At 70.7% G+C, this 26,455-nt stretch carries 24 protein-coding genes; 17 read left to right on the forward strand and 7 right to left on the reverse strand.

Going from position 1 to position 26,455, the window contains the following annotated elements; translation table 11 throughout:
- Positions 1 to 43 precede the first annotated feature (43 nt).
- Complete coding sequence (locus ABGA98_RS19705) at positions 44 to 2,038, reverse strand: serine/threonine-protein kinase (protein WP_347619790.1); 1,995 nt, start codon at positions 2,036 to 2,038, stop codon at positions 44 to 46.
- A gap of 76 nt (positions 2,039 to 2,114) precedes the next feature.
- Positions 2,115 to 2,237, reverse strand: a complete 123-nt coding sequence (locus ABGA98_RS19710; RefSeq protein ID WP_347619791.1) for a hypothetical protein — start codon at positions 2,235 to 2,237, stop codon at positions 2,115 to 2,117.
- A 325-nt stretch (positions 2,238 to 2,562) separates the two neighbouring features.
- Here ABGA98_RS19710 and ABGA98_RS19715 point away from each other — a divergent pair, with 325 nt between their 5' ends.
- The 4 genes from ABGA98_RS19715 to ABGA98_RS19730 all read left to right on the forward strand — a co-directional run bounded on the left by ABGA98_RS19715 (position 2,563) and on the right by ABGA98_RS19730 (position 7,708).
- Complete coding sequence (locus tag ABGA98_RS19715; protein ID WP_347619792.1) at positions 2,563 to 4,686, forward strand: PQQ-dependent sugar dehydrogenase; 2,124 nt, start codon at positions 2,563 to 2,565, stop codon at positions 4,684 to 4,686.
- Positions 4,687 to 4,695: 9 nt separating this feature from the next.
- Positions 4,696 to 5,589, forward strand: a complete 894-nt coding sequence (locus tag ABGA98_RS19720) for a sugar phosphate isomerase/epimerase (RefSeq protein ID WP_347619793.1) — start codon at positions 4,696 to 4,698, stop codon at positions 5,587 to 5,589.
- 147 nt (positions 5,590 to 5,736) lie between these two features.
- Positions 5,737 to 7,266, forward strand: coding sequence for an alpha/beta fold hydrolase (locus tag ABGA98_RS19725; RefSeq protein ID WP_347619794.1), 1,530 nt, complete (start codon positions 5,737 to 5,739; stop codon positions 7,264 to 7,266).
- Between the two features lie 211 nt (positions 7,267 to 7,477).
- Positions 7,478 to 7,708, forward strand: coding sequence for a hypothetical protein (locus ABGA98_RS19730; protein ID WP_347619795.1), 231 nt, complete (start codon positions 7,478 to 7,480; stop codon positions 7,706 to 7,708).
- A 49-nt stretch (positions 7,709 to 7,757) separates the two neighbouring features.
- On the opposite strand, the gene ABGA98_RS19735 is transcribed toward ABGA98_RS19730, so the two are convergent.
- On the reverse strand, positions 7,758 to 8,615 hold the full coding sequence (locus tag ABGA98_RS19735; RefSeq protein WP_347619796.1) for an SPFH domain-containing protein: 858 nt from the start codon (positions 8,613 to 8,615) through the stop codon (positions 7,758 to 7,760).
- Between the two features lie 607 nt (positions 8,616 to 9,222).
- Between ABGA98_RS19735 and ABGA98_RS19740 the strand changes: the two genes are divergently transcribed.
- The 4 genes from ABGA98_RS19740 to ABGA98_RS19755 are packed head-to-tail and all read left to right on the forward strand — an operon-like array spanning position 9,223 to position 13,090.
- Positions 9,223 to 11,760, forward strand: coding sequence for a nitrate- and nitrite sensing domain-containing protein (locus tag ABGA98_RS19740; RefSeq protein ID WP_347619797.1), 2,538 nt, complete (start codon positions 9,223 to 9,225; stop codon positions 11,758 to 11,760).
- A complete protein-coding gene (locus ABGA98_RS19745; RefSeq protein ID WP_132633267.1) occupies positions 11,741 to 12,166 on the forward strand; it encodes a roadblock/LC7 domain-containing protein in 426 nt (141 codons plus the stop codon). Before ABGA98_RS19740 ends, ABGA98_RS19745 begins: the two co-directional genes overlap by 20 nt.
- A complete protein-coding gene (locus tag ABGA98_RS19750; RefSeq protein ID WP_201760457.1) occupies positions 12,163 to 12,513 on the forward strand; it encodes a DUF742 domain-containing protein in 351 nt (116 codons plus the stop codon). Before ABGA98_RS19745 ends, ABGA98_RS19750 begins: the two co-directional genes overlap by 4 nt.
- Positions 12,494 to 13,090 carry an ATP/GTP-binding protein gene (locus tag ABGA98_RS19755; RefSeq protein WP_347619798.1) on the forward strand — a complete coding sequence of 199 codons (597 nt, stop codon included), beginning with the start codon at positions 12,494 to 12,496 and terminating at the stop codon, positions 13,088 to 13,090. The genes ABGA98_RS19750 and ABGA98_RS19755 overlap by 20 nt, the downstream gene beginning before the upstream one ends.
- A gap of 39 nt (positions 13,091 to 13,129) precedes the next feature.
- On the opposite strand, the gene ABGA98_RS19760 is transcribed toward ABGA98_RS19755, so the two are convergent.
- A complete protein-coding gene (locus ABGA98_RS19760; RefSeq protein ID WP_347619799.1) occupies positions 13,130 to 13,888 on the reverse strand; it encodes a DeoR/GlpR family DNA-binding transcription regulator in 759 nt (252 codons plus the stop codon).
- Positions 13,889 to 14,302: 414 nt separating this feature from the next.
- Here ABGA98_RS19760 and ABGA98_RS19765 point away from each other — a divergent pair, with 414 nt between their 5' ends.
- From ABGA98_RS19765 to ABGA98_RS19800, 8 genes are all read left to right on the forward strand, one after another.
- The gene (locus ABGA98_RS19765) at positions 14,303 to 15,850 is read left to right on the forward strand and encodes a sugar ABC transporter ATP-binding protein (protein WP_347619800.1); all 1,548 of its coding nucleotides are present in this window, start codon (positions 14,303 to 14,305) and stop codon (positions 15,848 to 15,850) included.
- Positions 15,847 to 16,866, forward strand: coding sequence for an ABC transporter permease (locus ABGA98_RS19770; protein WP_347619801.1), 1,020 nt, complete (start codon positions 15,847 to 15,849; stop codon positions 16,864 to 16,866). Before ABGA98_RS19765 ends, ABGA98_RS19770 begins: the two co-directional genes overlap by 4 nt.
- Positions 16,867 to 16,913: 47 nt before the next feature.
- On the forward strand, positions 16,914 to 17,960 hold the full coding sequence (locus tag ABGA98_RS19775; RefSeq protein WP_347619802.1) for a substrate-binding domain-containing protein: 1,047 nt from the start codon (positions 16,914 to 16,916) through the stop codon (positions 17,958 to 17,960).
- Between the two features lie 36 nt (positions 17,961 to 17,996).
- On the forward strand, positions 17,997 to 19,019 hold the full coding sequence (locus ABGA98_RS19780; RefSeq protein WP_347619803.1) for an NAD(P)-dependent alcohol dehydrogenase: 1,023 nt from the start codon (positions 17,997 to 17,999) through the stop codon (positions 19,017 to 19,019).
- Positions 19,020 to 19,062: 43 nt separating this feature from the next.
- Positions 19,063 to 20,853 carry a dihydroxyacetone kinase family protein gene (locus ABGA98_RS19785; RefSeq protein ID WP_347619804.1) on the forward strand — a complete coding sequence of 597 codons (1,791 nt, stop codon included), beginning with the start codon at positions 19,063 to 19,065 and terminating at the stop codon, positions 20,851 to 20,853.
- Between the two features lie 29 nt (positions 20,854 to 20,882).
- Positions 20,883 to 21,467 carry a ribose-5-phosphate isomerase gene (locus tag ABGA98_RS19790; protein WP_347619805.1) on the forward strand — a complete coding sequence of 195 codons (585 nt, stop codon included), beginning with the start codon at positions 20,883 to 20,885 and terminating at the stop codon, positions 21,465 to 21,467.
- Positions 21,464 to 22,237, forward strand: a complete 774-nt coding sequence (locus tag ABGA98_RS19795) for an SDR family oxidoreductase (RefSeq protein ID WP_347619806.1) — start codon at positions 21,464 to 21,466, stop codon at positions 22,235 to 22,237. Before ABGA98_RS19790 ends, ABGA98_RS19795 begins: the two co-directional genes overlap by 4 nt.
- Positions 22,238 to 22,355: 118 nt before the next feature.
- Positions 22,356 to 22,625, forward strand: a complete 270-nt coding sequence (locus ABGA98_RS19800; protein ID WP_347619807.1) for a GlsB/YeaQ/YmgE family stress response membrane protein — start codon at positions 22,356 to 22,358, stop codon at positions 22,623 to 22,625.
- Between the two features lie 55 nt (positions 22,626 to 22,680).
- Here the strand turns inward: ABGA98_RS19800 and wrbA are convergent, their stop codons facing one another.
- The 3 genes from wrbA to ABGA98_RS19815 all read right to left on the reverse strand — a co-directional run bounded on the left by wrbA (position 22,681) and on the right by ABGA98_RS19815 (position 25,388).
- Complete coding sequence (gene wrbA, locus ABGA98_RS19805) at positions 22,681 to 23,289, reverse strand: NAD(P)H:quinone oxidoreductase (protein ID WP_347619808.1); 609 nt, start codon at positions 23,287 to 23,289, stop codon at positions 22,681 to 22,683.
- Positions 23,290 to 23,299: 10 nt separating this feature from the next.
- Positions 23,300 to 24,652 (reverse strand): MFS transporter, encoded by a 1,353-nt coding sequence (locus tag ABGA98_RS19810; RefSeq protein WP_347619809.1) that lies wholly within the window; start codon positions 24,650 to 24,652, stop codon positions 23,300 to 23,302.
- A gap of 127 nt (positions 24,653 to 24,779) precedes the next feature.
- Positions 24,780 to 25,388: a helix-turn-helix domain-containing protein gene (locus tag ABGA98_RS19815; protein ID WP_347619810.1), complete on the reverse strand. Its 609-nt coding sequence runs from the start codon at positions 25,386 to 25,388 to the stop codon at positions 24,780 to 24,782.
- A 107-nt stretch (positions 25,389 to 25,495) separates the two neighbouring features.
- On the opposite strand from ABGA98_RS19815, the gene ABGA98_RS19820 reads away from it, so the two are divergent.
- Complete coding sequence (locus ABGA98_RS19820) at positions 25,496 to 26,335, forward strand: alpha/beta hydrolase (RefSeq protein ID WP_347619811.1); 840 nt, start codon at positions 25,496 to 25,498, stop codon at positions 26,333 to 26,335.
- Positions 26,336 to 26,455 lie beyond the last annotated feature (120 nt).

Consider the following 26,455-nt stretch of genomic DNA (forward strand, 5'->3'; position numbering starts at 1 on the left):
CGGCAACCTTACCGGCGGTTAAGTTAGCCGTCCGTAACGCTGGTCATGCGGAGCGGTTGACCTCGTATCTGGGGGAGAGATCAACGTCCTTGGGGACGTCCATCAACCTCCGCACCAGCTTGCCGTCCAGGGTCACGACCTGGATCTCGTCGTTGGCGCCGTTGTCCTGCTCCCAGCAGAAGAGATGGTTCTCGTCGAACCAGCCGAGCACCTTGTCGCAGTCGGAGGAGAACGTACGGGTCTGCCTGCCGGTCGCGGTGTCCCAGAGGCAGTGGTCGCCGTCGGCCTCTCCGTCGCGGCAGTCGGTCACGAAGCTCTTGCCCGAGGGCGAGAACTGGAGCTCGGCGCCGGCCTCGAGCGCGCCCACGCCGGGCAGGTCGCGCGTGGGACGGCCGGAGGCGTCGTAGAAGCGCAGCCCCTTGATCTTCTCGTGGAAGTAGATCACGCCCTCTCCCCGGGCGTCCCAGCCGAACTCGTCGTCGCCGAGCGTGGCGTCGTGCACCTCGACCACGGTCGCCCTGCTCCGGGCCAGGTCGGCCCGGTCCACGTCGATGATGGCGAAGCCCGTGGTGGCCCGGCCCTCCTTGCCCTGCGCGTCCTTGGTCGGCTTGGTCACGTTGAGCAGGATCTTCGAGCTGTCCGTCGACCAGGCCGTGATGGTGCTCTCCAGCGGATCGTGCACGGTTCTGACCCGGAAGCTGACCCCTGCCTCGCCGTTGGTGACGAGCACGGAGTCGTAGCCGTCGGAGGTGTAGTCGGTCTGCCTGATCGCGTGGTAGCGGCCGTCGGGGGAAACCAGCGAGTCGAGGATGCCGGTGTACTTCTCGAACGTGCCCCGCCGTGCCTTCCTGGCGTAGTAGACGTCCTCGTCGGTCTTCTCGTTCTCGATGCTGTACGACATCAGCCTGATCGGGTCGGCGGGCCGCTCGAAGAGCTCGGCCCCGCCGGGCAGATCGATGTCGACGGGCGTGGCCGTGGCACGCGGCGCCGGGGTCGTCGCCTTCGACGGCGCGGGCGAGGTGGGCTGGGCCGCGCTGCCGGTCGGCGTCATCAGCCCGGTCGCCGCGACCCCGGCCACCGTGAGGAGCAGGGCCGTCGCCACGGCCGCGCCGACGACGACGGTCCTGCGCCGCAGCGCCCGCGCGGGCCGCTGGGGGACGGACGGCGGGGCGGCCGCCAGCGGGGTTGGCGGGGTGGCGGGCGCCGGCCCTCCGTCCTCGTCGACGGGCCCGGACCTGCGCAGCAGCCGCATCATGACGTCCTTGGCCGTCGGCCGCCGCGCCGGATCCTTGGCCAGGCACTGCTCGGCCACCTCGCGCAGCGGCCCGTCGAGCGCGCCCAGGTCGGGCTGCTCGTGGAGCACCCGCTGCATCACCGTGTGCGTGCCCTCGGCGCCGAACGGCGCCCGCCCGCAGGACGCGAAGACCATCGTGGCGGCCCAGGCGAACATGTCGGTCGCCGGCCCCACCGGCCGGCCCAGGATCTGCTCTGGGCTCATGTACGCCGGAGTGCCGATCTGCGTGCTGCTCGTCATCTGCACCGGATCCAGCGTGCGCGCGATGCCGAAGTCGATCACGCGCGGCCCGTCACCGGCCATGATGACGTTGGCCGGCTTGAAGTCGCGGTGCACGACCTGGCCCTCGTGGATGGCGGCCAGCGCCGTGGCCGTGCCGATGGCCAGCCGGTCCAGCGCGGGGCCCGTGCGGGGACCCTCATCCCGCACGACCCGGTCCAGCGAGAGCCCCTCGACGTATTCGCTGACGATGTACGGCCGGCCGTGCTCGACGCCCGTGCTGAGCACGTCGGCGGTGCAGAACGACGCCACCCGCTGGGCGACCTGCGCCTCGCGCAGGAAGCGTTCGACGCTCTCCTCCTCGCCCGACTGGTCCGGGCGCAGCCACTTGATGGCCACGTACGCATCCATCGGCGTCCTGGCCAGGTAGACGACACCTTGTCCGCCCTCGCCCAGCCTGCCGAGAAGGTCGAAACCCCCCAGACGCTCCGGGTCGCCGGGGACCAGCGGCATGAAGGATGGCATGCGGTAATTGTGTCCCTACGCAGAGGATCAGCAGAACCTTGCCGGGGAGGACGTTATGGAATCGCCTTCCCCGATCTCAGTCGTCGGGGACCGCCGTGGCCGACCACGCCGCGACCCCCAGGGCCGCCCCGGTCAGCACCGACAGCGCGAGCGCCGACACCGCGCACGCCGCCACGGTGAGCTTCCTGCGTCCGAGCATCCGCACGAGGGAGCCCAGGTTGATGCGCGAGGCTGAGCGGCGGGGCGCTTCGCCGCTTCAGCCCGGCCACGCTGCGCATCCTCATCGTGGCGGTCGGCGGCTGCGCCATCGTCCACCTGATGACCTCCGGGCGGCTCTAAGACGCCGGACCTCATCGCCCCGCGTCGTGCTCGGAGGCGCCCGCAGGCTGCGGGAGCACTTAGTGCGATCGGAGACGAAAGTGCTCCAGACAACGAAATTAGGGCCTCCATGGTCGGCGGAAGCCGGGTTACATTCACGGTGCTTTGCCCTCTCTTAACCCCCTGAGCAGACCGAAGGGAGAGGCATGGGAACGAGAACCGTGATCGCGGCCATCGCCGCTGCGGCGATCCTCCTGCCGGCCGCCACCACGAACGCCGCCGCGACCGTCACCGTGCCGGCCTCTGGGACGTCCGGCGGCGCGGCCCCGCCGCCCGACGACCAGTTCCAGAAGGTGACGCTGAACGACCATCCGGGCGAGCCCATGGACCTGGCGGTGTTACCGGACTCGCGGGTGCTGCACACCACCAGGAAGGGCGAGGTCTGGCTGCACGACCCCGAGACCGGCCTCAACACCCTGGCCGCGCGGCTGGACGTCTACCAGCACGACGAGGAAGGGCTGCAGAGCATCGCCCTCAGCCCCGGCTTCGGCCAGGGCTCGAAGAAGGACGACTGGGTCTACCTCTACTACTCCCCGCCGCTCGACACCCCCGTCGACGACCCGGCCACCCCGGACGTCAACGAGGGCGACGCCCCGCTCACCGGCACGCCGGACGACTTCGCGCCCTTCAAGGGGCTGATCCGGCTGTCCCGCTTCCGCCTCACCGGCGACACGATCGACCTGCGCACCGAGCAGCGCGTCCTCGACGTGCCGGTGGACCGCGGCATCTGCTGCCACGTCGGCGGCGACATCGTTTTCGACGCCCAGGGCAACCTCTACCTGTCGACCGGCGACGACACCAACCCGTTCTCCTCCGACGGCTTCACCCCGATCGACGAGCGGCCCGACCGCAACCCCGCCTTCGACGCCCAGCGCAGCTCCGGCAACACCAACGACCTGCGGGGCAAGATCCTGCGCGTCAAGGTCCGCCCGGACGGCTCGTACACGATCCCGCGCGGCAACCTCTTCAAGCCGGGAACGCCGCGCACCCGGCCGGAGATCTACGCGATGGGCCTGCGCAACCCCTTCAGGATCGAGCTCGACCGCTCCACCGGGGACCTCTACGTGGGCGACTACTCCCCCGACGAGCAGGAGGCCAACCCCCAGCGCGGCCCGGCGGGCACCGGCAAGTGGACGACGATCCGCAGGGCCGGCAACTACGGCTGGCCGTACTGCGCGACGGCGCGGCTCCCGTACGTCGACTACGACTTCGCGACCGGCGCGTCCGGCGCGGCGTTCGACTGCGCCGCGCCTGTCAACGAGTCGCCGCACAACACCGGCAGGCGCGAGCTGCCGCCGGTCGTGCAGCCGCAGGTGTGGTACTCGTACGGGGCATCGGCGGAGTTCCCGCAGCTGGGCACCGGCGGCATCGGCCCGATGGCGGGCCCGGCCTACGACTACGACCCGCGTGACACGCGCGGCCGCACGGCGGTGGGCTGGCCGAAGTACTACGACGGCGTCCCCCTGTTCTACGAGTGGACCCGCGACTACGTGAAGGCGTTCCACCGTGACGGGCGCATCGAGGACGTGCTGCCCTCGCTCGTCTTCGACAACCCGATGGACATGGAGTTCGGCCCCGACGGCGCCCTCTACGTGCTGGAGTACGGCGACGGCTACTTCCAGGAGAACGAGGACGCCCAGCTGGCGCGCTACGACTACATCGGCAACACCGGCAACCACACGCCCGTCCCCGCGGCCACGGCGTCGGTGACGGCCGGCCACGCGCCGCTCGCGGTCGCCTTCACGGCCGACGGCACCACCGACGCCGACGGCGACCGGCTCAGCTACGCGTGGGACTTCGACGCCGACGGGCGGGTCGACTCCCGCGGCCCCGAGGGGTCGTTCACGTACGAGGAGAACGGCCTGTACCAGGCCACGCTGCAGGTCACCGACCGGCACGGCAGGTCGGCGGCGACGTCGGTGCGGATCGTGGTCGGCAACGCCACGCCGGTCGTGGAGCTGGTCAGGCCCGTGGACGGTGACCCGTTCACGTTCGGCGACGTGGTCGAGTTCGAGGTGCGGGTCACCGACGACCAGGAGGTCGACTGCGCCGACGTGACCGTGGACTACATCCTCGGCCACGACGACCACGGCCATCCGCAGACGACGGCCCGCGGCTGCACCGGCTCCATCCAGACCACCGAGCCGAGCGGGCACGACCCGGAGACCGACGAGCTGACGGGCGTCTTCGTCGCCACCTACACCGACCCCGGCGGCGACCTGCCGCCGCTGACCGGCACTGACAGGGTCGTGCTCCAGCCCACGCGATAGGAGATCCCCATGTGTTACGGCTACGGCCCCAGCAGGCGATCGTTGCTGGCGGCGGGACTCGGGCTCGGGACGGCGGCCATCGCCGGCGCCGCCTCGCCCGCCGCCGCCACGCCGCCCCACCACCGCAGGCACCGCATCCCGCCGGGCCAGATCAGCATGCAGCTCTGGACGGTGCGCGACGACCTCGCCCAGAACTACGACGCCACCCTCACCTACCTGGCCGAGATCGGCTATCCCAAGGTCGAGCTGGCGCTCGGCTATTTCGGCCGTACGGCCAAGGAGCTGCGTGAGTTCCTCGACGGGATCGGCATCCGCTCCACCTCCAGCCACGACGACATCAGCGCCGACGACGCGGGGCTGGAGACCAAGATCGAGAACGCGCTGACCCTCGGCCAGTCGTTCATGGTCGTGCCCTACCTGAACTCCGACAGCGAGGACCAGTGGAAGGCCTGGGCCGAGCGCATGAACGTGGAGGCGGCCGCCGCGCGCAAGGCCGGGCTGCGCTACGGCTACCACAACCACGCCCACGAGTTCACCATCGACCTCGGGGGCGGCAGGACGCCCTGGGACGTGCTCACCTCCGAGCTCGATCCGCGCCTGGTCCACCTGGAGATCGACCTCTACTGGGCGGTCACCGGCGGCGTCGGGCGCGGCGTGCGCGATCCGGTGCGTTTCACGCTCGACGTGATCCGCCGGGCGCCGCAGCGGGTGCTGCAGTTCCACGTCAAGGACCGGCATCTCGACGGCGACATGGCCGACCTCGGCACGGGGACGATCGACTTCCGGCGGATCTTCGACGAGCACCGGGTGATCGAGTACATCGTCGAGAACGACACCCCCGACGTGACGCCCCGGCGTACGGCGGAGGTCGGGTACCGCTACCTGCGGAAGGTGCGGTTCTAGGGACGCCTGGCCCTCCACCCGGCCCGGGTGGGGGGCCGCTCGGAAACGCAGCGGAAACGGCCGGTGGTGCACAACTGGAGGAGCCCGGAAAGTCCGGCACACCGCGGGCCGTCTCCGCGGTGCGTTCCTTCCGAAGGACCTCGAGTTGTGACTCGTACGACAGCGACCGGCATGGCCGGCATGACCTTGGGAGCCCTGCTGACGGGCTCCGTCGCCCTCGCCTCGCCGACCGCGGCGGCGAGCGCCTGGACCAAGCCCACCGCCTTCAATTGGGCGACGTGCCCTGAGATTTCGGACGACGAGCTGGGCAGAAAGTTGTCCGAGGAGCAGCTCGCCAAGGCCAGGCAGTTGCTCGACCGCATGGAGTGCGGAACCATCAGCGTTCCCCGTGACTACGACGACCCGCGCGGCGAGCAGATCACCGTTGCCCTGACCAGGCTGAAGGCCACCGACCAGAAGCGCCGGCTCGGCACCATGGTGCTCAACCCCGGAGGACCGGGCGGCAGCGGCTATCTGATGCCCGTCGAGTTCGTCGCCACGGGCGTCGAGCTGGACGACCGCTACGACCTGATCGGGTTCGACCCTCGGGGTGTGGGCCGGAGCACCAAGGCCGACTGCTCCGGCGGCGGCCAGGGCGGACGGCCGCAGCCGGGCCCGGTCACGGAGGAGCAGGCCAGGAAGGCCTACGACCAGACGGTCAAGAGGAACAAGGCGTGCGCCGAGTCGAACCCCGAGCTCATCGGGCAGCTCACCACCGAGAACACGGCTCATGACGTCGACAGGATCCGCAGCGCGCTGGGCGAGAAGAAGATCAGCTTCTACGGCGTCTCCTGGGGCGGATGGCTCGGCACCGTCCTGCGCAGCATCCACGGCGGCAAGATCGACCGGATGTGGCTCGACAGCCCGGCACCGCCCTACTCCAGGACGGACGTCGCCACGGAGTTGCGGGCCAAGGCCACCGACCGCAACTTCCAGCGCATGGCCGCCTGGATCGCCGAGCGGAACGACGAGCACGGACTCGGCACGACCCGTCAGCAGGTGGTGTCGGCGGTGGAGAAGATGCGGAAGTCGTATGACGAGGAGCCTCTGACCTTCACCGACATCGACCTCACCGTGGACGGTGCTCTGATCTCCCAGGCCGCGAGCAGCCCGAGCTTCAACTGGCCCCAGATGGCCCAGGTGCTGAGCGAACTGCAGGATGCCGAAGGGCCGAGCGCCCCGCCGACGGTCAGGAAGGTGTTCGGCAGCCCGCCGTCCGGCGCACCCTCCGGCACCGACATGACGGCGAACCTCGCCTACCACTGCAACGAGGATCTGGGCTCGCGCTCGTTCGAGTCGGCCTGGAACGCCTACCAGGAGCGCCTGAAGCGCTATCCGGTGACCGGCAGGACCACCCCCGTCGCGCCGGCGTGCGCGGGATGGCCGCTGCCGGTCAACAAGACGCCGCTGAAGCGCCACGGCGGCTCGTTGATGTTGTCGGGCCACCGGTACGAGAATCTGTCGCCGTGGGAGGGCGTGGTCGCCACGCATAAGACCATCGGCGGCACCTTGGTGCGCATGGACGACGACGTGCACGGCTCGGCCATCAAGGTGCCCGGCTGCGTCACGAAGGTGCTCGCGTACTTCGAGACCGGCCGGACCACCGACTCGTGCCCCACGCGCCCGGAACCGGCCTGACCGGAAGGCTGTCCGCAGGGTCGGTCGAACTGGAAGGTGGCGACGACCGGGGCGATCCGCATCGTCCCGGCCGCGCTGACGCCCCGGCACGACGGCACCGGCCGCTTAATGATCCGGATCGCCGCTCGCCGGCAGCCCGCTGACCTGCACAAACACGGCTTTCAACGCGAAGATCGAGATATTTCCCCCAAAAACAGCGCATACTACCTTAATGACGCCTAACCGATCCGCACCTCGGCGACGCCTTCCCGGAAGCCCGTTCAACGTCCCCGACGTCGCCCCACCCCCGCTGGAGAGCTTCGTCCTGCAGGACATGGTGAGCCATGACACCTACGGCCTCGGTTCGGTCGTCGGTGTCGAGGAAGGCGTCGCCGTCCTCGTCGACTTCGGCGCCCAGACCCGCCGCATCGCCGCGCCGTACCCCAAGCTCTTCAAGCTCTGAAGCCCGGGCTCGCCCGACCCGGCGGACGGCGCGGACCGGGGGTGGCCGCTCAGTTCACCTTCCGGCCCTGGTTCGGCGTGACGTTGATCTGGCCGCTGTCGGAGACGATGATCTGGATGCGCCCGTCCTTGACGGCCTGCCACATGACCGCGCCCTGCGCGCCGAGCACGTCCTTGAGATCCTTGATGGCCTCCAGCTCGGTGCGCGCCTTCTCGTTCTTCGCCTTCTGCGCCGTGTTCTCCTCCTGAGCCTGCTGGACGGCGGCCATCGCCTCGCGCACCTTCAGCGGCGGCTGCGGCTGCTGCAGCGTGACCGAGAACTTCTCGAAGAACGCCGTGCCGCCCTGCTCGCGCAGGAACTGCGCCATGTACTCGGCGACCTTCGCCTCCCACTGCTGCTTGGCCTGCGGGTCGCGGTAGGTCAGCTCGCGCCAGGCGAACTCCTTGCTGGCCGCGTCGAGGGCCCGGTCGAGCGGCTGGCCGATGTAGACGCTGAGCAGTTTGTCCCAGCCCTCGTCGGTGTCGGCCTCGTACTTCAGCCCGATCTGCTCGTGGAACTGCCGCAACGTCTTGCAGTCGCTGGTGAGCGAGAACGTGACGACGCCGGACACCCGCATCTCCAGCGGGTCCTTGGTCCACATCGTCAGCGGCCCGGACTCGGCCCCCGGCTTCGTCTTCTCCCCTTCCGGATCATTGGGGTCGGCGGCGAACTCGAACGTGCGCTGGCCGGCCGGATAGACGTAGCCCCGGTCGCCCGGGCCGGACACGTCGCGAATGCCCGGGTCGACGCAGTTCTGGAACGTGGTGTCGGAGAAGACTCCCGCGTCGTAGACGATGCCCTTCTGGTCGGGCTCGGGGGTGGTGATCGAGCAGCCGGCGACCAGAAAGGCGGCGACTAACGATGTCATGACGGTGATGTGCCTCATACCCGATGACGGTAATACGGTGCACCGCGACGCTGTGTGACGCTTCGCCATCAGTCCACGGATCGATGACCGGCTCAGCCGGGCTGGGCCGGCTCGCTTCCATTACGTGGACCTGTCTTTTGCGTTCATTAGGAACGTCCCCATCTGGACGTCAAGGCAGGCCAAAACCGTTGTCCGACCGTTTTATCCGGTTTCTACCGCATCGCCCCTTAATTTTGGGCAGAACGAAACCCCCGCCGTCGCGTAGGCAGCAAGCACCCGGACATCGCCGGCACGGCTCGCCGAACCGTGGCGGAGGGGGCGAACATGGTGACTGTGAAGCCTTACGGATGAGGCCTACCGGTAAGGCATGCGGGCCCGGCATCACCGTGCGTGACCCTTACCCATGGTTACATTCACGACCCGTGTGCTGACAAAGAGTCAAACCGCCATTCGGGACGAATGTTCACATCTGTTGCTTGAAGTACATCTGCCCCATCGGCATAGTGGACGGACCACAGGCGTACCAGTCGTGACGGGATTCTCGGGGGCCGGTACCAGGTTGCGACTGCCAGCGGCGCATCATCACGCGCGGAATTGGACAAGATGCATGAGCTCGCCCCCACCTCTCCGCACCAAGCTGCTCAGGATCCTCCTGCTCCCGCTCGTGTCCATGGTCGCCCTGTGGGGGTTCATCGCCTACTCCAGCGTGGAGGAGATCGTCGAGGTCTCCCAGACGCAGGACCGCTGGGAAGCCATCGGCTCGCCCTTGTTACAACTGATCGTCGAACTGCAGCGGGAACGCCAGCTCTCGGCTGAGGCGCCGAAGAGCACGGCGACGTACGCGCCCCTGGCCGAGCAGCGGCACGTCACCGACGAGAAGGTCGAACGCCTACGCGAGGTCATCGGCGCCGTCGACGTCGAGTCCACGGGCGCCGAGACCCCGGCCCAGGTGCAGGCGCTCGTGCAGGCGCTCGACGGGCTCCAGTCGCTGCGGGCCTCCGCCGACGGCGGCGTGCTCGCCCCGCCGCTGACGATCATCCAGGCGTACGACAACCTGATCAGCGTCGCCAACGGGCAGTTCAACGACCGCGACGCGCTGAGCAGCGTCTCCTCCTACCGCGCGGTGCGCGGCATGGCCGCCTACAACGCCACCGCAGAATACCTGGGCCGCGAGCACGCCGTGCTCACCAGCACGATCGTGCAGCGCAAGATGACCCCCACCGACCGTGCCGCGTTCGTCGCCGCCATGACCAGCCGCCGGCTCGTCTTCGCCAACGCCGAACGCGACGCCGGCCCCGAGCTGCGGGCCGACTACGACAAGCTGGTCGCGAGCGCCGCGTACAAGCGGCTGATCGAGGTCGAGGACGAGCTGTTCGGCTGGGACACCAACGGGGCGCCGCCGGTCGAGCCGGCCCAGTGGAAGAGCGACGCGGACGCCGTGTTCAACACGATCAACCGCGACACGCAGGAGGAGCTGGCCCGCGCCGCCGCCGAGGCCGAAGGGCAGAAGACCGGCGCCTACTGGCGGATCGGGCTGGTCCTGCTGCTGGGCCTGGCGGCCATGGTCGCGTCGCTCGCGCTGTCGTACCGGTTCGGCCAGTCGTTGATCGACGAGCTCAGGCGGCTGCAGGCTTCGGCGGTCGAGCTGGCCGAGCAGCGGCTGCCCCGGCTGGTCACGCGGCTGCGCCGCGGAGAGGACGTCGACCCGGCCACCGAGGCGCCCGGCCTCGCCCCCGCCGACACGGCCGAGGTCGACCGCGTGGTCAACGCGTTCTCCGCCGTACGCCGCACCGCGGTCGAGGCCGCGGTGGGCCAGGCCACCCTGCGCAAGGGCGTCAGCCAGGTCTTCCTCAACCTGGCCTGGCGCAACCAGGCGCTGCTGCACCGCCAGCTCTCGCTGCTCGACACCATGGAGCGCCGCGTCGAGGAGCCGGAGGTCCTGGAGGACCTGTTCAAGCTCGACCACCTCACCACCCGCATGCGCCGGCACGCCGAGAACCTGATCATCCTGGCCGACTCCGCCCCCGCCCGCCGCTGGCGCGACCCGGTGCCGCTGTTCGACGTCGTGCGCGCGGCGGTGCTGGAGGTCGAGGACTACACCCGCGTTTCCGTCGCCCCCATGCCGGACGCCCCGCTGCTGGTCGGCGCGGCCGTCACCGACGTGATCCACCTGGTCGCCGAACTGGTCGAGAACGCCACCGTCTTCTCCCCGCCCGACACGACCGTGCAGATCCGCAGCATGACCGCGGCCAACGGCTTCGCGCTGGAGGTGGAGGACCGAGGGCTGGGGCTGACCGAGGCCGTGATCCAGGAGTACAACGCCCGGCTGGCCGAACCGCCCGAGTTCGACCTGGCCGACAGCGACAGGCTCGGCCTCTTCGTGGTGGCCAGGCTCGCGGCCCGGCACGGCATCAAGGTCTCGCTGCGCCCCTCGCCGTACGACGGGACCACCGCGATCGTGCTGCTGCCCACCGTCCTGCTCGCCGAGGCCGGCAACCCCTCCGTCACCGCGGGAGACCGCGCGGGCAAGCCCGCGCGGGCGCTCGGCACGGCGGCCTCCGGCACCCTGTCCGGCGTCGTGTCCGCCGCCCCCGAGCGGCCGGACGCGGTGAACGGCGCCGGCGTCCCCGGTGAGCCCGCCGACCCCTCCCCCGAGCCCGCGCGGACCACCTGGTTCGAGGCCGTGCCCGCGCCGAGACGCGGCGGCCCGGCCCGGCCGGCGGACGAGCCGCTGACCGGCCCCGTCTCCGGCCCTCTCTCCGGGCCGATCTCCGGGCCGATCTCCGGGCCGATCTCCGGGCCGATCTCCGGGCCGGGCACCGGACCGGTGCCACGGCAGGCTCCCCCCTCCGCCACCCAGCCGCCAGGACCGCCCCTCGACTGGAGCGTCACGGTGCCGGCTCAGGACGCGGACGAAGACCTCGACGGGCTGCCGATGCGGATACCGCAGGCAAGCATGGCTCCCCAGCTGCGTTCCACCGGAGGCCCTGTGCGGCGACCGGTATCGGCGCGCTCGCCTGAGGAACTCGCACAACTCATGTCGTCCATGCAGCAGGGCTGGCGGCAAGGGCGCCGCCACGTCGAGCACGGAGCCGACATGTGGAACCGAAAGGACGACCATCCCGATGCCCGACCCCAGAAGTGAACTGAGCTGGCTCCTCGACGACCTCACCCAGCGCGTCCCCGGTATCCGGCACGCCATCGTGCTGTCCTCCGACGGACTGGCCATGGGAGGTTCCCGGGAGCTGACCCGGGAGGACGCCGAGCACCTGTCCGCCATCTCCGCCGGCAGCCACAGCCTCGCCATGGGCGCAGGACGGCACTTCGGCCTGGGCGGCGTACGGCAGACCATCATCGAGATGGAGGGTGGTTTCCTGTTCGTCACCGCCGCCGGTCAGGGCGCGCGGCTGGCCGTGCTCGCCGCGGGTGACGCCGAGCTGGGCATGGTCACGTACGAGATGGCGCTCATGGTCAAGAGGGTCGGCGAGCACCTCTCCGCGCAGCCGAGAGGAGCGGCGCCGGCACCCGCCTGGAACGGCTCGCGGCCGTGACAGGCCAGGATCCCGGGCCGCTGATCCGGCTGTACGGCCTGACCGGGGGAAGAGCGCGCCCGCAGGGCGAGACGTTCGACCTGGTGGCCATCGTCACGACGGTCGGCGGCCCGCACACCCTCGCGGACCTGATCCCGGAGTATCGCGCCGTGTTGTCGGTGTGCCGCAGACCGACGCCGGTGGCGGACGTCGCGGCGCACCTCCGGCTGCCGCTCAACGTCACCCGGGTGATCCTGGGCGACCTCCGGCGCGAGGGTTTCGTCACCATTGAGCGCCCGCGCCCTGTCGCGCAGACGATCGACGAACACATCTACAGGGAAGTGCTGGATGGACTACGCAGCCTATGAGCCGGGGGCGACCGCGGTCACCTCGGCGCTGGCCATCAAGATCCTCATCGCGGGCGGGTTCGGTGTCGGCAAGACGACCATGGTGGGCACGATCAGCGAGATCCGGCCGCTGCACACCGAGGAACTGCTGAGCGAGCGCGGCGTCGGGGTGGACGACGTCTCGGGCGTGGAGTCCAAGAGCACCACCACCGTGGCACTGGACTTCGGCCGCATCACCATTCGCGAGGGGCTCTGGTTGTACCTGTTCGGCACCCCCGGGCAGGACCGGTTCTGGTTCATGTGGGACGAGCTCGCGCTCGGCGCGCTCGGCGCGGTCGTGCTCGCCGACACCCGCCGCCTGCAGGACTCGTTCCCCGCGGTGGACTACTTCGAGCAGCGCGGAATCCCGTTCGTGGTAGGCGTGAACTGCTTCGACGGCGCCCGCCGCCACGACCCGGCCAAGGTACGGCGGGCGCTCGGGCTGACCGAGCACGTCCCGATCGTGCTCTGCGACGTGCGCGACCGCGCGTCGGTCAGGGACGTGCTCACCACGCTCGTCACGTACGCGGTGGAAGGCGCCGGACGCGGGGTGCAGTAGCCGGCTGCGGGCGGGTGCCCGAGCAGTGCTGGGGCGGGATCAGAGCAGCTCGACGTGGTCGCGGTAAGGGTCGAGCCGGTCGTCGGAGACGTCGAGTTCGGTGACCATCAGGTCGATCCCGTCCCAGGGCAGGCAGCGGGCGGCGGCTCCCGTGCCGAGCTTCTGCGAGTCGACCGCCATGACGACGTGCTCGGACAGCTCGGCCATGAGCCGCTTGATCTCGCATTCCTCCGCGCTGAACTCGCTGGTGCCGAAGTGCGGGTCGATGGCGGCGGCGGACAGGAACGCCCGCGCGAACGAGAACTGCTTCAGTGTCAGTGAGGCCAGGGGGCCGACGAGGCTGCCCGCGTTGGGGTCCTTCTGGCCTCCGGTCAGGTAGGCGTGCAACCGCGGGTTCCTGGTCAGGGTCAGGAACGTCTCGATCCCGTCGGTGACGACGGAGAGGTTCTCGGCGGGAGGCATCGAGCCGGCGAGCACGGCCAGCGTCGACGAGGCGTCCATGCAGATGCCCACCCCGCCGGAGGGCACCAGGCTGGTCAGTTTCCGCGCGATCTCCTCCTTGGCCCTCCATGCCCGGCTCTTGCGGGCCTCGAAGGGCTGCGCCGAGCTGACGGCGCCGCCGCGCACCCGGCGGACCAGGCCTTCGTCCTCCAGCGCCTGCAGATCCCGGCGGATGGTCATGGTGCTGACCTCGAAGCGGGCGGCCAGGTCTTCTATGCGCAGGCTGCCGCTGGACGACAGCAGCTCGGCCAGCGCCTGGCGTCTGCTCTCCAGGTCGACGCTGCTCCTGACGCCCATGCCGCCTTCGTTCTCCTTTGCTGTTCAGTCTTGTCAACTGTCACATCCGGAGTCTCGCCTGGAGACGCCATGGACCTGCTGGCGAGTGAACGATAGAGGATGCGGCCGGCTTGTTCAAGGCACGGTAATGCCGCCTTCTGCTGGTCAAGGGGTCTCGGGTGCGAAGACGTGCGAGTTGTATCGAATAGGTAACGCACTCTTGACACTGGGATGTCGCTTCGTGTGATGTTCACACAAGCAAACAACAGGAATCTCGTTCGGAGCCCGTCGGGCGAGCGCCGGCCACCCTGACCTGGATCGGCTTCTCGCACCGGCACCTTCCGTACGTGTCCGAACCCGTTCCGGACCGCCACCGTGTCCCCGAGTGGACCCCGACCAAACACCGAGCCGCCAGGCCGGGTCTGGAGATCAGTCGTGGAAGATGTCGCATTGGAGTGCCGCGATCTGGCCAAGGCATTCGGCGGCGTGCCCGTGTTGAAGGGCGTCTCCCTGGCTCTCGATGCCGGTTCCGTCACCGCCCTCGCCGGAGAGAACGGCGCGGGCAAGTCGACGCTGATGAAGATCGCCTCCGGCCAGGTCAAGCCGGACGGCGGCCAGGTCCTGGTCGGCGGCGAGCCACTGCCCCACGCCGATCCGCAGGCGGCCCACCGGCACGGAGTGGCGATCATCCCCCAGGAGCTCGCGCCGATCATGGACATGACGGTCTACGAGAACCTGTTCATCGGCCGGGAACTGCGCACGCGGGCGGGGCTGCTCGACCGGCGGGCCATGGCGCGCAGAGCCCGCGAACTCCTGGACGTCTTCGGCGTGGAGATCGACCCGCAGGCGACCATGCGGCGGCTGCCGGTCGGCCTGCGGCAGCTCGTCGAGATCGTCAAGAGCACGAGCGGCGGCGCCCGGATCCTGCTGCTGGACGAGCCCAGCTCGGCCATCTCCGAACGGGAGGTCGAACGGCTCTACGCCGTCATCGGCAGGCTGCGCGAGCAGGGCGTCGCCATGCTCTACACCACCCACAAGATGGAGGAGATCCGCGCCCTCGCGGACAGGGTGGTCGTCCTGCGCGACGGAGGGCTGGTCCTCGACCGGCCGATCGGCGACATCACCGACGACGAGATCGTCCATGCGATGATCGGGCGCGAGCTGCAGGGCTTCTTCCCCGACCTGCACGACCCGGGCGACGAGGTCGCCCTTCAGGTCAGCGGGCTGCACGTCAGCGGCTATCCGCGGCCGGTGGACCTGACCGTCCGCCGCGGCGAGATCCTCGGGCTGGCCGGGCTCGTGGGGGCCGGCCGTACCGAACTTCTCGAAGCGATCTTCGGCGTGCGCAAGAGCACCGCGGGAACGATCACCGTCGCCGGCAAGCCCGTCAAGCGCAACGCCCCCGCCGCCGCCATCACCGGCGGCATGGCCCTCGTCCCTGAGGACCGCAAGGGAGCAGGGGCCGTGCTGACCATGAACGTGCTGGACAACGGCTCTCTGCCCCGCCTGTCCCGATTCACCGTCGCCGGCTGGTTGCGGCAGCGCAGCCGCGGCAAGCAGGTCGGCGCGGCGATGGACTCGGTCAAGCTGCGCAGCCGCGGGCTGTCCCAGCAGGTCGGCACGCTCTCCGGCGGCAACCAGCAGAAGGTGGTCCTCGCGCGCTGGCTGACCGGCAGCGTCAACGTCCTGCTGCTCGACGAGCCCACCCGCGGCGTCGACGTCGGCGCGCGCAGCGAGATCTACCGCATCATCACCGAGCTCGCGGCCTCGGGAATGGCCGTGGTCATGGCCTCCTCCGACATGCCCGAGATCCTCAGCCTGGCCCACCGGGCGCTCGTCATGCGCGGAGGAGCGGTCGCGGGCGAGCTCACCCGCGAGGACCTCTCCTCGCCTCACGTCCAGGACCTGATCTTCAGGTACGCCGCCGGACTCAATGCGAAGAGCGGCCCCGAGCCCCAACACACCGAGAAGGAGGGCCGATGACCACGCAGGAGTCAGCCCAGGAGCGTACGAAGCCTGGCGGAGCGGCCGCGCGGCTCCTGACCTGGCGCTTGTCCGGACCATGGATCCGGGACCAGCTGATCCGCCACTCGATGGTGGTGGTGATGCTCCTGATCATCGCCTATTTCAGCTACCGCAGCGCCCGGTTCGGAACGCTGGACAACCTCCAGACGATCGCCATCGCGGCAGCGCCCTTCGCGCTCATCGCGCTGGGCCAGACGCTGGTCATCCTCACCGGCGGCATCGACCTGTCGGTGGGCAGCGTCATCGCGCTCAGCGCGATGACCGCGGCCTACACGGTGAAGGGCCATCCCGAACGGCTCTGGCTGGCCCTTCTGGTCGCCATGCTGGTCGGCCTCGCGGCAGGGGCGGTCAACGGCTTCCTCGTCTCAAAAGTGAACGTGCCACCGTTCATCGTCACGCTCGGCATGCTGACCACGGCGTCCGGCCTGGCGTACGTCGTGGGCCAGGGCGCGCCGATCAACGGCCTGCCGCAGAACTTCGGCGAGATCGCGAACAACAAGATCTTCGGCCTGCAGATCCCCGTCGTGGTCATGATCGTCGGCATCGTCGCACTCGCCCTCGTCATGAAGCGGACCTCGTACGGGATGCGCGTCTACGCCGTGGGCGGCAACCCCGTCGCGGCGCAGATCGCCGGCGTCAAGACCACCCGGATCCTGTTCAGCGTCTACGCGCTCAGCGGGCTGCTCGCCGGGCTGTCCGGCGTGATGCTCGCGTCCAGGGTCATCTCCGGCCCGCCCAACCTCGGCCAGGGCTACGAACTGGACGCCATCGCCGCCGTCGTCATCGGCGGCGCGAGCCTGCTCGGCGGCCGGGGCAGCGTGCTCGGCACGGCGCTCGGCCTGTTCCTGATCCAGACGCTGAACAACGGCCTCGACATCCTCGTCGTCCCCGCCTACTGGCAGAGCGTGATCAAGGGGGCGCTCATCGTCGCCGCCGTCACCGTGGACGTCTGGTCCGCCAAACGCAGGGGCTGACGCCCCACCTCTCACAGATCTGCACGAATCGCACCAATGGAGTCTCCATGCGCATGAAAAGCTTGCGTGCCGTCGCCCTCGCCGCGGCGAGCGCCACCCTGCTGGCCACCTCCGCCTGCGGCGCCGGCGATCCCAACGCCGGCGCGTCCGGCGAGGGCAAGCTCCGGGTCGGCATCAGCGTCTACGACATGTCGTCCTTCATCACCGCCGGGAAGGCCGGCATCGACGCCTACGCCAAGGCCAACGACATCGAGGTCCTCTGGAACTCGGCCAACCTGGACGTCAGCACCCAGGCGAGCCAGGTCGACCAGTACGTCAACGCCGGCGTCGACGCCATCATGGTCGTCCCCGTCCAGGCCGACTCGCTCGGCCCGCAGGTCGCCGCGGCCAAGGCGAAGAACATCCCGTTCCTCGCCGTCAACGCCGGACTCGACAGCAAGGACCTGGCCGGCACCGTACTGCCCGACGACGTCAAGGCCGGCGAGCAGGAGATGCAGATGATGGCGGACGAGCTCAACGGCAAGGGCAACATCGTCGTCCTCCAGGGCCCGCTCGGCCAGTCGGGAGAGATCGACCGCACCAAGGGCATCCAGAACGTCCTGGCCAAGTACCCCGGCATCAAGATCCTCGCCAAGGACACGGCCAACTGGAAGCGCGACGAGGCCGTCAACAAGATGAAGAACTGGTTGTCCAGCTTCGGCGACAAGATCGACGGTGTCGTCGCGGAGAACGACGACATGGGACTCGGCGCCCTGCAGGCCACCCGTGAGGCCGGCGTCAAGATCCCGATCGTCGGCGTCGACGGCATCGAGGACGGGCTCAACGCCGTCAAGAGCGGCGACTTCATCGGCACGAACCTGCAGCACGGCACCGTCGAGCTGGCCACCGGCCTGGCCGTGGCCGCCAAGATCGCCAAGGGCGAGGAGGTCGACAAGAACCCCGTCTACCTCATGCCGAAGGTCACCTCGGACAACGTCGACACCTACATGGAGCACGTGGTCACCAAGAAGGACCAGTTCCTCCAGCAGCTGCCCGCGCTGATCGAGGCGAACCTCAAGACCGGCGACATCGCCAACGAGGAGACGGCCAAGTAGTCCGGCGTACCGGCCTGAGCAGCGAGGAGATCCTCCATGACGACGATGCGGGCAGCGGTCCTGCGTGGAATCCGGCACCTGGCGATCGAAGAGCGCCCCGTCCCCGAGCCCGGCCCCGGCGAGGTGCTGGTCCAGGTCGACGCGGTGGGCGTCTGCGGCTCGGACGTGCACTACTACCAGCACGGCCGCATCGGCGACTTCGTGGTGGAGCGGCCCATGGTGCTCGGCCACGAGTCCGGAGGCGTCATCGCCGGTGTGGGGCCCGGCGTGGACGCCTCACGGATGGGGCAGCGGGTGTCCGTCGAGCCCGGCGTGCCCGACCTGACCTGCCCGGAGTGTCTCGCCGGCCGTTACAACCTGTGCCCGGACATGAGGTTCTTCGCGACGCCGCCGATCGACGGCTCGCTCGCCGGGTTCGTCGCCGTGCACGCGGCCTTCGCGCATCCGGTGCCCGACTCGATCTCGGACGACGCGGCGGCGCTGCTGGAGCCGCTGTCGGTCGGGGTCTGGGCCTGCCGCAAGGGCCGCGTGGACGCGGGAAGCCGCGTCCTGATCACCGGCGCCGGACCGATCGGGCTGGTGGCGGCGCAGTGCGCCCGCGCCTTCGGCGCCACCGAGATCGTGGTCGCCGACCTGAACCCGCACCGGCTCAAGCTGGCCGCGGACCTGGGCGCGACCGCCACGATCAACGTCGCGGACACGCCCCTGAACGAGGCGGGGGTCGAGCCCACCGTGCTGCTGGAATGCTCCGGCCACCCGGGCGCCACCAACGACGCGCTGCGCACCCTGAGCAGGGCGAGCCGCGCCGTGCTGGTCGGGATGGGCGACGACGGGCTGCCGCTGCCGCTCACCTTCGTCCAGAGCCGCGAGATCGAGGTCACGGGCACGTTCCGCTACGCCAACACCTGGCCTACGGCCATCGCGCTCGCCGCCTCCGGACGGGTCGACGTCGACAGCCTCGTCACCGGCCACTTCCCCCTCGCGGAGTCGGAGGCGGCGCTGCTCGCCGCCGAACGCGACCCGCTCGCCGTCAAGTCCGTGATCAACCCCCAGCGATGACACGCCGGCGCGCTCGCCCCTCGCGACTGAAGGGACAACCCCGATGACCCGTCTGTACGACGACCCCAGCACCTTCACCGACGACATGCTCGCCGGTTTCCTGGACGTGCACCGCGACACCGTGACCGGCGTGCCGGGCGGTGTCGTACGCGCCGCCGAGACACCGCCGGGCAAGGTCGCGGTCGTCGTCGGCGGCGGCTCCGGGCACTACCCCGCCTTCTGCGGCGTGGTCGGGCCCGGGTTCGCCGACGGCGCCGTCGTCGGCAACATCTTCACCTCGCCGTCGGCGCAGGACGCGTACTCGGTGGGCAGAGCCGCCGCCGGCACCGCCGGCCTGCTCTTCTCCACCGGCAACTACGCCGGCGACGTCATGAACTTCACCCTCGCCCAGCAGCGGCTGAGCCAGGAGGGCATCGACACCCGCGTGGTGTTCGTCACCGACGACATCGCCAGCGCGCCCGAGTCGGAGATCGGCGACCGCCGGGGGATCGCCGGCGACTTCGTCGTGTTCAAGGTCGCCGGAGCCGCCGCCGAGGAGGGCTACGACCTCGACGCGGTCGAACGGGTCGCCCGCCACGCCAACGACAGGACCCGCACGCTCGGGGTGGCCTTCGCCGGGTGCACCCTGCCCGGCGGGGCCGCGCCGCTGTTCACTGTCCCTCCCGGACGTATGGGCGTGGGCCTCGGCATCCACGGCGAGCCCGGCGTGGGCGAGGACGCGCTGCCGACCGCCGCGGAGCTGGCCCGGCGGCTGGTGTCCGGCGTGCTCGCGGAGAGGCCCGCCGGTTCCGGCGATCGGGTGACCGCGATACTCAACGGCCTCGGCACCACGAAATACGAGGAGCTCTTCGTCGTCTGGCATACCGTGGCCCGGCTGCTCGCGAAAGAGGGGCTCGAGGTCGTCGCGCCGGAGGTGGGCGAGCTCGTCACCAGCCTGGACATGGCCGGGTGTTCCCTGACCCTGGTCTTCCTCGACGACGAGCTGGAACGGCTGTGGTGCGCGCCCGCCGACACCCCGGCCTTCCGCAGGGGCCGCGTGGAAGCGGGTGCGGGGTTCCGCCGCAGGGCGGCGGCGCCCGGTGACGCCGCGTCGCCCGATCGCCTCGACGGGCGCCAGGACGACCTGGCGGGGGCCGGGCGCCCGGCGGAGCCGTCTGTGGCCGCGCCTCCGCCCGGCTCGACCGCCTCCCGCGCCTGCGCCCAGGTCGCCGTCTCCGCGCTGGAGGCGATCGCCTCCGCCATGGCAGGGGCCGAGGCCGAGCTGGGCCGCATCGACGCCGTGGCCGGCGACGGCGATCACGGGCGCGGGATGGTCAAGGGCTCGTCCGCCGCGTTGGCCGCCGGCCGTGCGGCGGCAGGAGCGGGCGCCGGGGCGCAGTCGGTCCTGCTCGCGGCGGGCGAGGCGTGGGCCGCGAAGGCCGGCGGCACGTCAGGCGTGCTCTGGGGCGCCGTCCTGTGCGCCGTCGGGCGAGGGCTGGGCGACGACCGGGAGGAGATCACCGGCACCGACGTCGCGGACGCCGTCGCGGCGGGGCTGAAGGCGCTGCTCGACCTCGGGAAGGCGCAGCCCGGCGACAAGACGATGGTCGACGCGTTCGTCCCGTTCTGCGAGGCGCTGTCCGAACACGTCGGTTCCGGGGCGGAGCTGCCCGCCGCCTGGCGGGAGTCCGCGCGGGTGTGCGAGTCAGCGGCCGGGGCGACCGCCGGCCTGCGTCCCCGGGTGGGCCGGGCGCGCCCCCTCGCCGAACGCAGCGTTGGGACCCCGGACGCGGGCGCGACGTCGTTCGCCCTGTGCGCCCTCGCCGTCGCGGACGTGCTGGAGCGCGCCCGCTGAGCCGTACGAAGAGGAAGGGATGGGGGGCCATGCCTCACCAATGGCGGATCATCGTCGGTTCCGACGATGCCGGCCTGGAGTACAAGAACGTCCTGAAGGCCGACCTGGAGGGCGACGCCAGGGTGGCCGAGGTCGTCGACATCGGGGTCGAGGCCGACGACATGACACCGTACCCGCATATCGCCGTCACGGCGGCCCGCATGGTCGCCGCCGGCGAGGCCGACCGCGCGCTGCTGGTGTGCGGCACCGGGCTGGGCGTCGCGATCAGCGCCAACAAGGTGCCCGGCATCCGCGCGGTGACGGCGCACGACAGCTTCTCCGTCGAACGCTCCGTGCTGAGCAACAACGCCCAGATCCTCTGCTTCGGGCAGCGGGTCGTCGGCCTGGAGCTGGCCCGCCGCCTGGCGAGCGAATGGCTCGGCTACCGCTTCGACGCCAACTCCAGCTCGGCGGCCAAGGTCAGGACCCTGCTCGACTACGAGTCGGGACACGATCTGGCCGACCAGGCCGAGACGTTGCGCCTGGGCGAGGAGCTCGTGCACTCGTCCCTCGTCACCGGCGACGAACAGGACAAGCAGGCCGTACAGACCAACAGTGAGGAGCAGTGCTCATGACGACGGCAGCGGAGATGGACCTCGACCTCACGTTCGGGCTGGAGGGCAGGGTGGCGCTGGTGACCGGCGGCGCGTCGGGCATCGGCGCGGCCGTCGCCGCCACGTACGCGGCCAAGGGAGCCCGGGTCGCCGTGGTCGACATCGACCACGAAGCGGCCGGGGCGAGAGCGAAGGAACTCGGGGCCGGCCACACCGGATTCGCGTGCGACGTGGCCGATCCGGCCTCGGTCCGGTCGGCGACCGGCGCGGTGGTGGACGCCTACGGCCGCATCGACATCCTGGTGAACAGCGCCGGTGTCGCGATCCTGGCCCCGGCCGAGGAGCTCGACGTCAGCGCGTTCGACCGGACGATCGACATCAACCTCAAGGGCACGTTCCTGATGTGCCAGGAGGTCGGCAGGCACATGCTGGCCGCCGGCGGCGGCAAGATCATCAACATGGCGTCCCAGGCCGCCACCGTGGCCCTGGACCAGCACGCCGCGTACTGCGCCTCCAAGTTCGGCGTGGTCGGCCTGTCGAAGGTGCTCGCCTCCGAGTGGGCGGGGCGCGGGGTGACGGTCAACACCATCTCCCCCACCGTGGTGCTCACCGACCTGGGGCGCAAGGCGTGGGAGGGGCCGAAGGGCGAGGCGTTGAAGGCGCAGATCCCCACGGGCCGCTTCGCCCTCCCCGGGGAGATCGCCGCCACGGCGCTGTTCCTCGCCTCGGACGGCTCCGACATGATCAACGGCGCGGACATCCTCGTGGACGGCGGTTACACGATCCGCTGACCGGTACGAAGCTCCCCCGAGCGGAAGGGCCCTGTGTCCGGCCGGCGGCTGGAGGAACCACCGTCAGCGCGCGATCGTTGAACGGACAGGCGGACCCACCGAGTTTCGGGAGTTCAGCGTGGAGATCACCGGCATCATTTCCGGCCTCATCATCGGCATCGTGATCGGCGCACTGGGGCGGCTGGTCATTCCGGGGCGGCAGCGCATCCCCATTTGGCTGACCATCGTGATCGGCGTGGTCGCCGCGCTGATCGGCACGGCCATCGCGGCGGTTCTGGGGGTCGCCGACACCGGCGGCGTCGACTGGATCGAGCTGGGCATCCAGGTCGCCCTGGCCGCGCTCGGCGTCTCGCTGTCGGTCGGCATGTACGGCAGACGCCGCAAGTGACGCACGGGACGACGGGCGCGCACCCCTAGCCGCCCGTCGTCCACGCCCGCCAGGGTCAGCTGCGGCCCGCCTTGAGCTTCGCCGCCGTTTCGACCGCGCGCCGCGCCTGGTAGCGGCCGCTCTCCAGGGCGGGCTCGCCGGGCGCGCCGTCACCGCCGACGTGGGTCGTGCCGTACGGCGTGCCGACCTGGAACTGGATGGAGTGGGTGTATCCGGGCGGGACGATGATGCCGCCCCAGTGGTAGAAGATCGTGTACAGCGAGAGCAGGGTGCTTTCGTGGCCGCCGTGCCGGGTGCCGGCCGAGCCGAAGGCGCCGTAGACCTTGTCGGCCAGCAGCCCCTTCTGCCAGGCCGGGCCGGTCGTGTCGATGAACTGCTTGAGCTGGCTGGCCATCGCCCCGTACCTGGTGGGCGTGCCGAGCAGCACCACGTCGGCCCAGAGCAGGTCGTCCACGCCGGCCTCGGCGACGTCGCGGGTGCTCTCGACGTGCTCGGCCCACTGCGGGTTGCTCGCGATGGCCTGGGGCGGGGCCAGCTCGGTCACCTTGCGCAGGCGTACGTCGGAGCCGGCCTTCTCCGCTCCCTCGGCGAGAGCGGTGGCGAGCTTGTGCACGTTGCCGGTCGCGCTGTAGTAGATCACGGCGGTCTTGACGGGTTCGGACATGGTCTTTCCTTCACTGTGTGGTGCGGATCAGCGGCCGGCGGGCCGGCCAGGTCAGTGCCAGCACGCTGGCGCAGGCCAGCGCCGTGGCGAGCGCGACGGCCAGGCGCATTCCCTGCGGGTCGTAGCCGGAGAGGGCCCAGACGCCGGTGGCCAGTGCCGGGCCGAGAGCCACGCCCAGCTGGCGGGCCAGGCTCGTCGTGGCGGCGGTGGTGCCGAGCAGGTGCCGGGGCGTGCCGGCCATGGCCATGGCCTGGTCGGGGCCGGCGAACAGGCCGGCGCCCGCGCCGGCGACGGCCAGCCGCCAGGCCAGGTCGGCCGGGCCCCAGCCGGAGCCGAGCGGGATGATGAGCGCGAGCCCGGCGGTCACGAGCACCGTCCCGAGCCAGGCCACCCGCACGGGCTTCCAGCGGTCGGCGAGCGCGCCGCCGACCGGCCCGGTGAGCAACATCGCCACGGGGAAGGCCAGCATCGTCAGCCCGATCTGGGCCGGCGGGACCGCCGCGACGCGTTGCAGGTGGAACGGGATCAGGAACTGCACGGCCATCACGGCCGCCATCTCGGCGAGCAGCGCCAGGTGCGGGGCGGCCACCCCGGGTGAGCGCAGCAGGTCCACGACCGGGCGGCTGCCCGGCAACCGGAGCCACACCAGCACGAACGGCACCGCGACCGCCGCGAGCGCGACCCAGCCGGCGCCCGATCCGCCGGCGAGCGAGAGGGCGAGCAGCAGCGCCACGGCGGCGGCGCCGAGCAGCCCCGCCTCGACGGCCCAGACCCGGTCGGGCAGGCGTGGCCGGCCGCCCGGGGGCAGCTGCGTCATCCCGATCGCGATCACGAGAACGCTCGCGGGCACGTTGAGGTAGAAGATCCAGGGCCAGCCCAGCGTCTCGATCAGCAGGCCGCCGAGCACCGGGCCGCTCATCCCGCCCAGCGAGCCCAGGAGCAGTACCAGGGACATCGCCCTGCCGCGGGCCTGCTCGCGTACCGCGATCGTGGCCAGGAGGGAGATCAGCGCGAGCAGCACGGCGCCGAACGCGCCCTGCACGGCCCGTGCGGCGATCAGCCACGCGATGCCCGGAGCCAGCCCGACCAGGGCACTCGCGGCGCCGAAGCCGGAGACGGACAACACCAGGGCGGTACGCGGCCCGACGCCGTCCAGCCAGCGGCCGCTCGGCACGGTCAGGGCGATGAGAGGCAGCGTGTACGCCAGCACCACCCACTGGGCGAGGCTGGGCCCGATGCCCATCCGCTCCTGGATGGTGGGGATGGCGACGTTGACGACAGTGGCGTCGAGCTGGGTCATGAACACGGCGATCCCGCTCGCGGCCACGAGCCACCACCGGTCCCGCGAGGTCTCCCCGTCCATCCGCCCGATCCCCCGAACTTCTCATGCCGTGCAGTTCGCAAACTACACATCACGAGAAGTTGTGTGCAAGAGAAAACGGAGAAGACGTCCTAGAACGAGGGTTTTCCGGCCGCCGGCCAGGTGCGGCTCAACGGACGAACGTCGACTCGTAGACCGCGAGCAGATGCTTGAGGACCCGCTCCTCCGGCCAGCCGCGATCGACCATGATGCGGTCGAACAGGTCGGTCGAGATCAGGCTCCAAAGCATGTCGGCCGCCGTGTCGGCGGTCCAGGGAGACGCCAGCCGGCCCTCGTCGGCGAGCCGGGCGGCGATGCGGCGGCAGTTGTCCATCTGGGCGGTCGCGACCGTCCTCCTGTGCCGGGCGGCGTCGGGGTCCTGGGGATCGACGCGGTCAAGCGCGTGGTTCATCGCGGCCAGCCGCGGGTGATAGCGGACCAGGTGGCGCACCCACGCCCGCAGCGCCTCGGTCGCGTCGGCGGCCTCCCAGACCCCGGCCAGCGACTCGGCCAGCCCTTCCTGGCCGGCCACATAGCCGAACAGCGCGGTGACCAGGTCGGTGCGCGAACGGAAGTGCAGGTAGACCGCACGCCGGGAGACGCCGGCGCGCGCGGCGACCTCAGCCATGGTCAGCGCGTCGAAACCGTCGCTCTCCAGGATCTCCCTGGTGGCCGCGAGCAGGGCGTCGCGGGTGCGCCGGCTGCGCGCGTTGTGCGGGTCGTCGATCGCCGGTGGCATGGCCGCCCTTCCTAGTAACTGCGCATCATGTGCACTTTACCGCTTCTGGATCAGACGAAGGAAAAAGCCGTTGCCCCGGCCGGAGCGGCACTGCCAGGATCCGCGCCATGCCTTCCCTCTCCGCGCATGACGGCGCCGTACTCGCCTACCACGTCCACGGTGACGGGCCCCCGCTGGTCTGCCTGCCCGGCGGCCCGATGTTGCCCTCCACCTGCCTCGGCGAGCTCGGCGGCCTGTCCGCGCACACGCGCCTGATCCTGCTGGATCCGCGGGGCACCGGCGGGTCCGCGACGCCCGCGGACGCCTCCGCCTACCGCTGCGACCGCCTCGTCGACGACGTCGAGGCCCTCCGCCTGCACCTGGGGCTCGACCGGATCGACCTGCTCGGCCACTCCGCCGGCGCGAACCTCGTGGTGCGGTACGCGGCCCGGTATCCCGAGCACACCGGCAGGCTCGCGCTGATCACGCCGAGCACGCGGGCGGTCGGCATCGAGATCGCCGGGGAGTGGCGGCTCGAGACCGCGCGGCTGCGGGCGGGCGAGCCCTGGTTCGCGCGGGCGTACGCGGGCCTGGAGGCGGCCACGGCCGGCACGGCCACGGCGGACGACTGGGAGGCCATCACGCCGTTCACCTACGGCCGGTGGGACGCGGCGGCCCAGGCTCACCACGCGGCCGACGAGGAGCAGCGCAACGACGAGGCGGCGGCCGCGTTCGGCGCCGAAGGGGCCTTCGAGCCCGCCGCCACCCGCGCCGCGCTGGCCGCCCTCGACGGCCCGGTCCTGCTGCTCGCCGGCGAGGTGGACGTGGCCGCTCCGCTCCCGGCCATGACCGCGTACGCCGGCCTGTTCACGAACGCCACGCTCGTCGTCCAGCCCGGCGCGGGCCACTTCCCGTGGCTCGACGACGCCGACCGCTTCGTGAGCGCCGTCGCAACGTTCCTCGGCTGACGACGCCTGACATGCCCTGACATAGCCATCAACAGAGCGATAATTGCGGGTGTAGCCTGCTGTGGTTCCAACCCTCAGAGTCACCCTGCCCTGCGGGGCCTGAGCCGGAGACGGGGCCCG

Source organism: Nonomuraea sp. B1E8 (assembly GCF_039871515.1).
In the GTDB taxonomy this organism is placed as follows: Bacteria; Actinomycetota; Actinomycetes; order Streptosporangiales; family Streptosporangiaceae; genus Nonomuraea.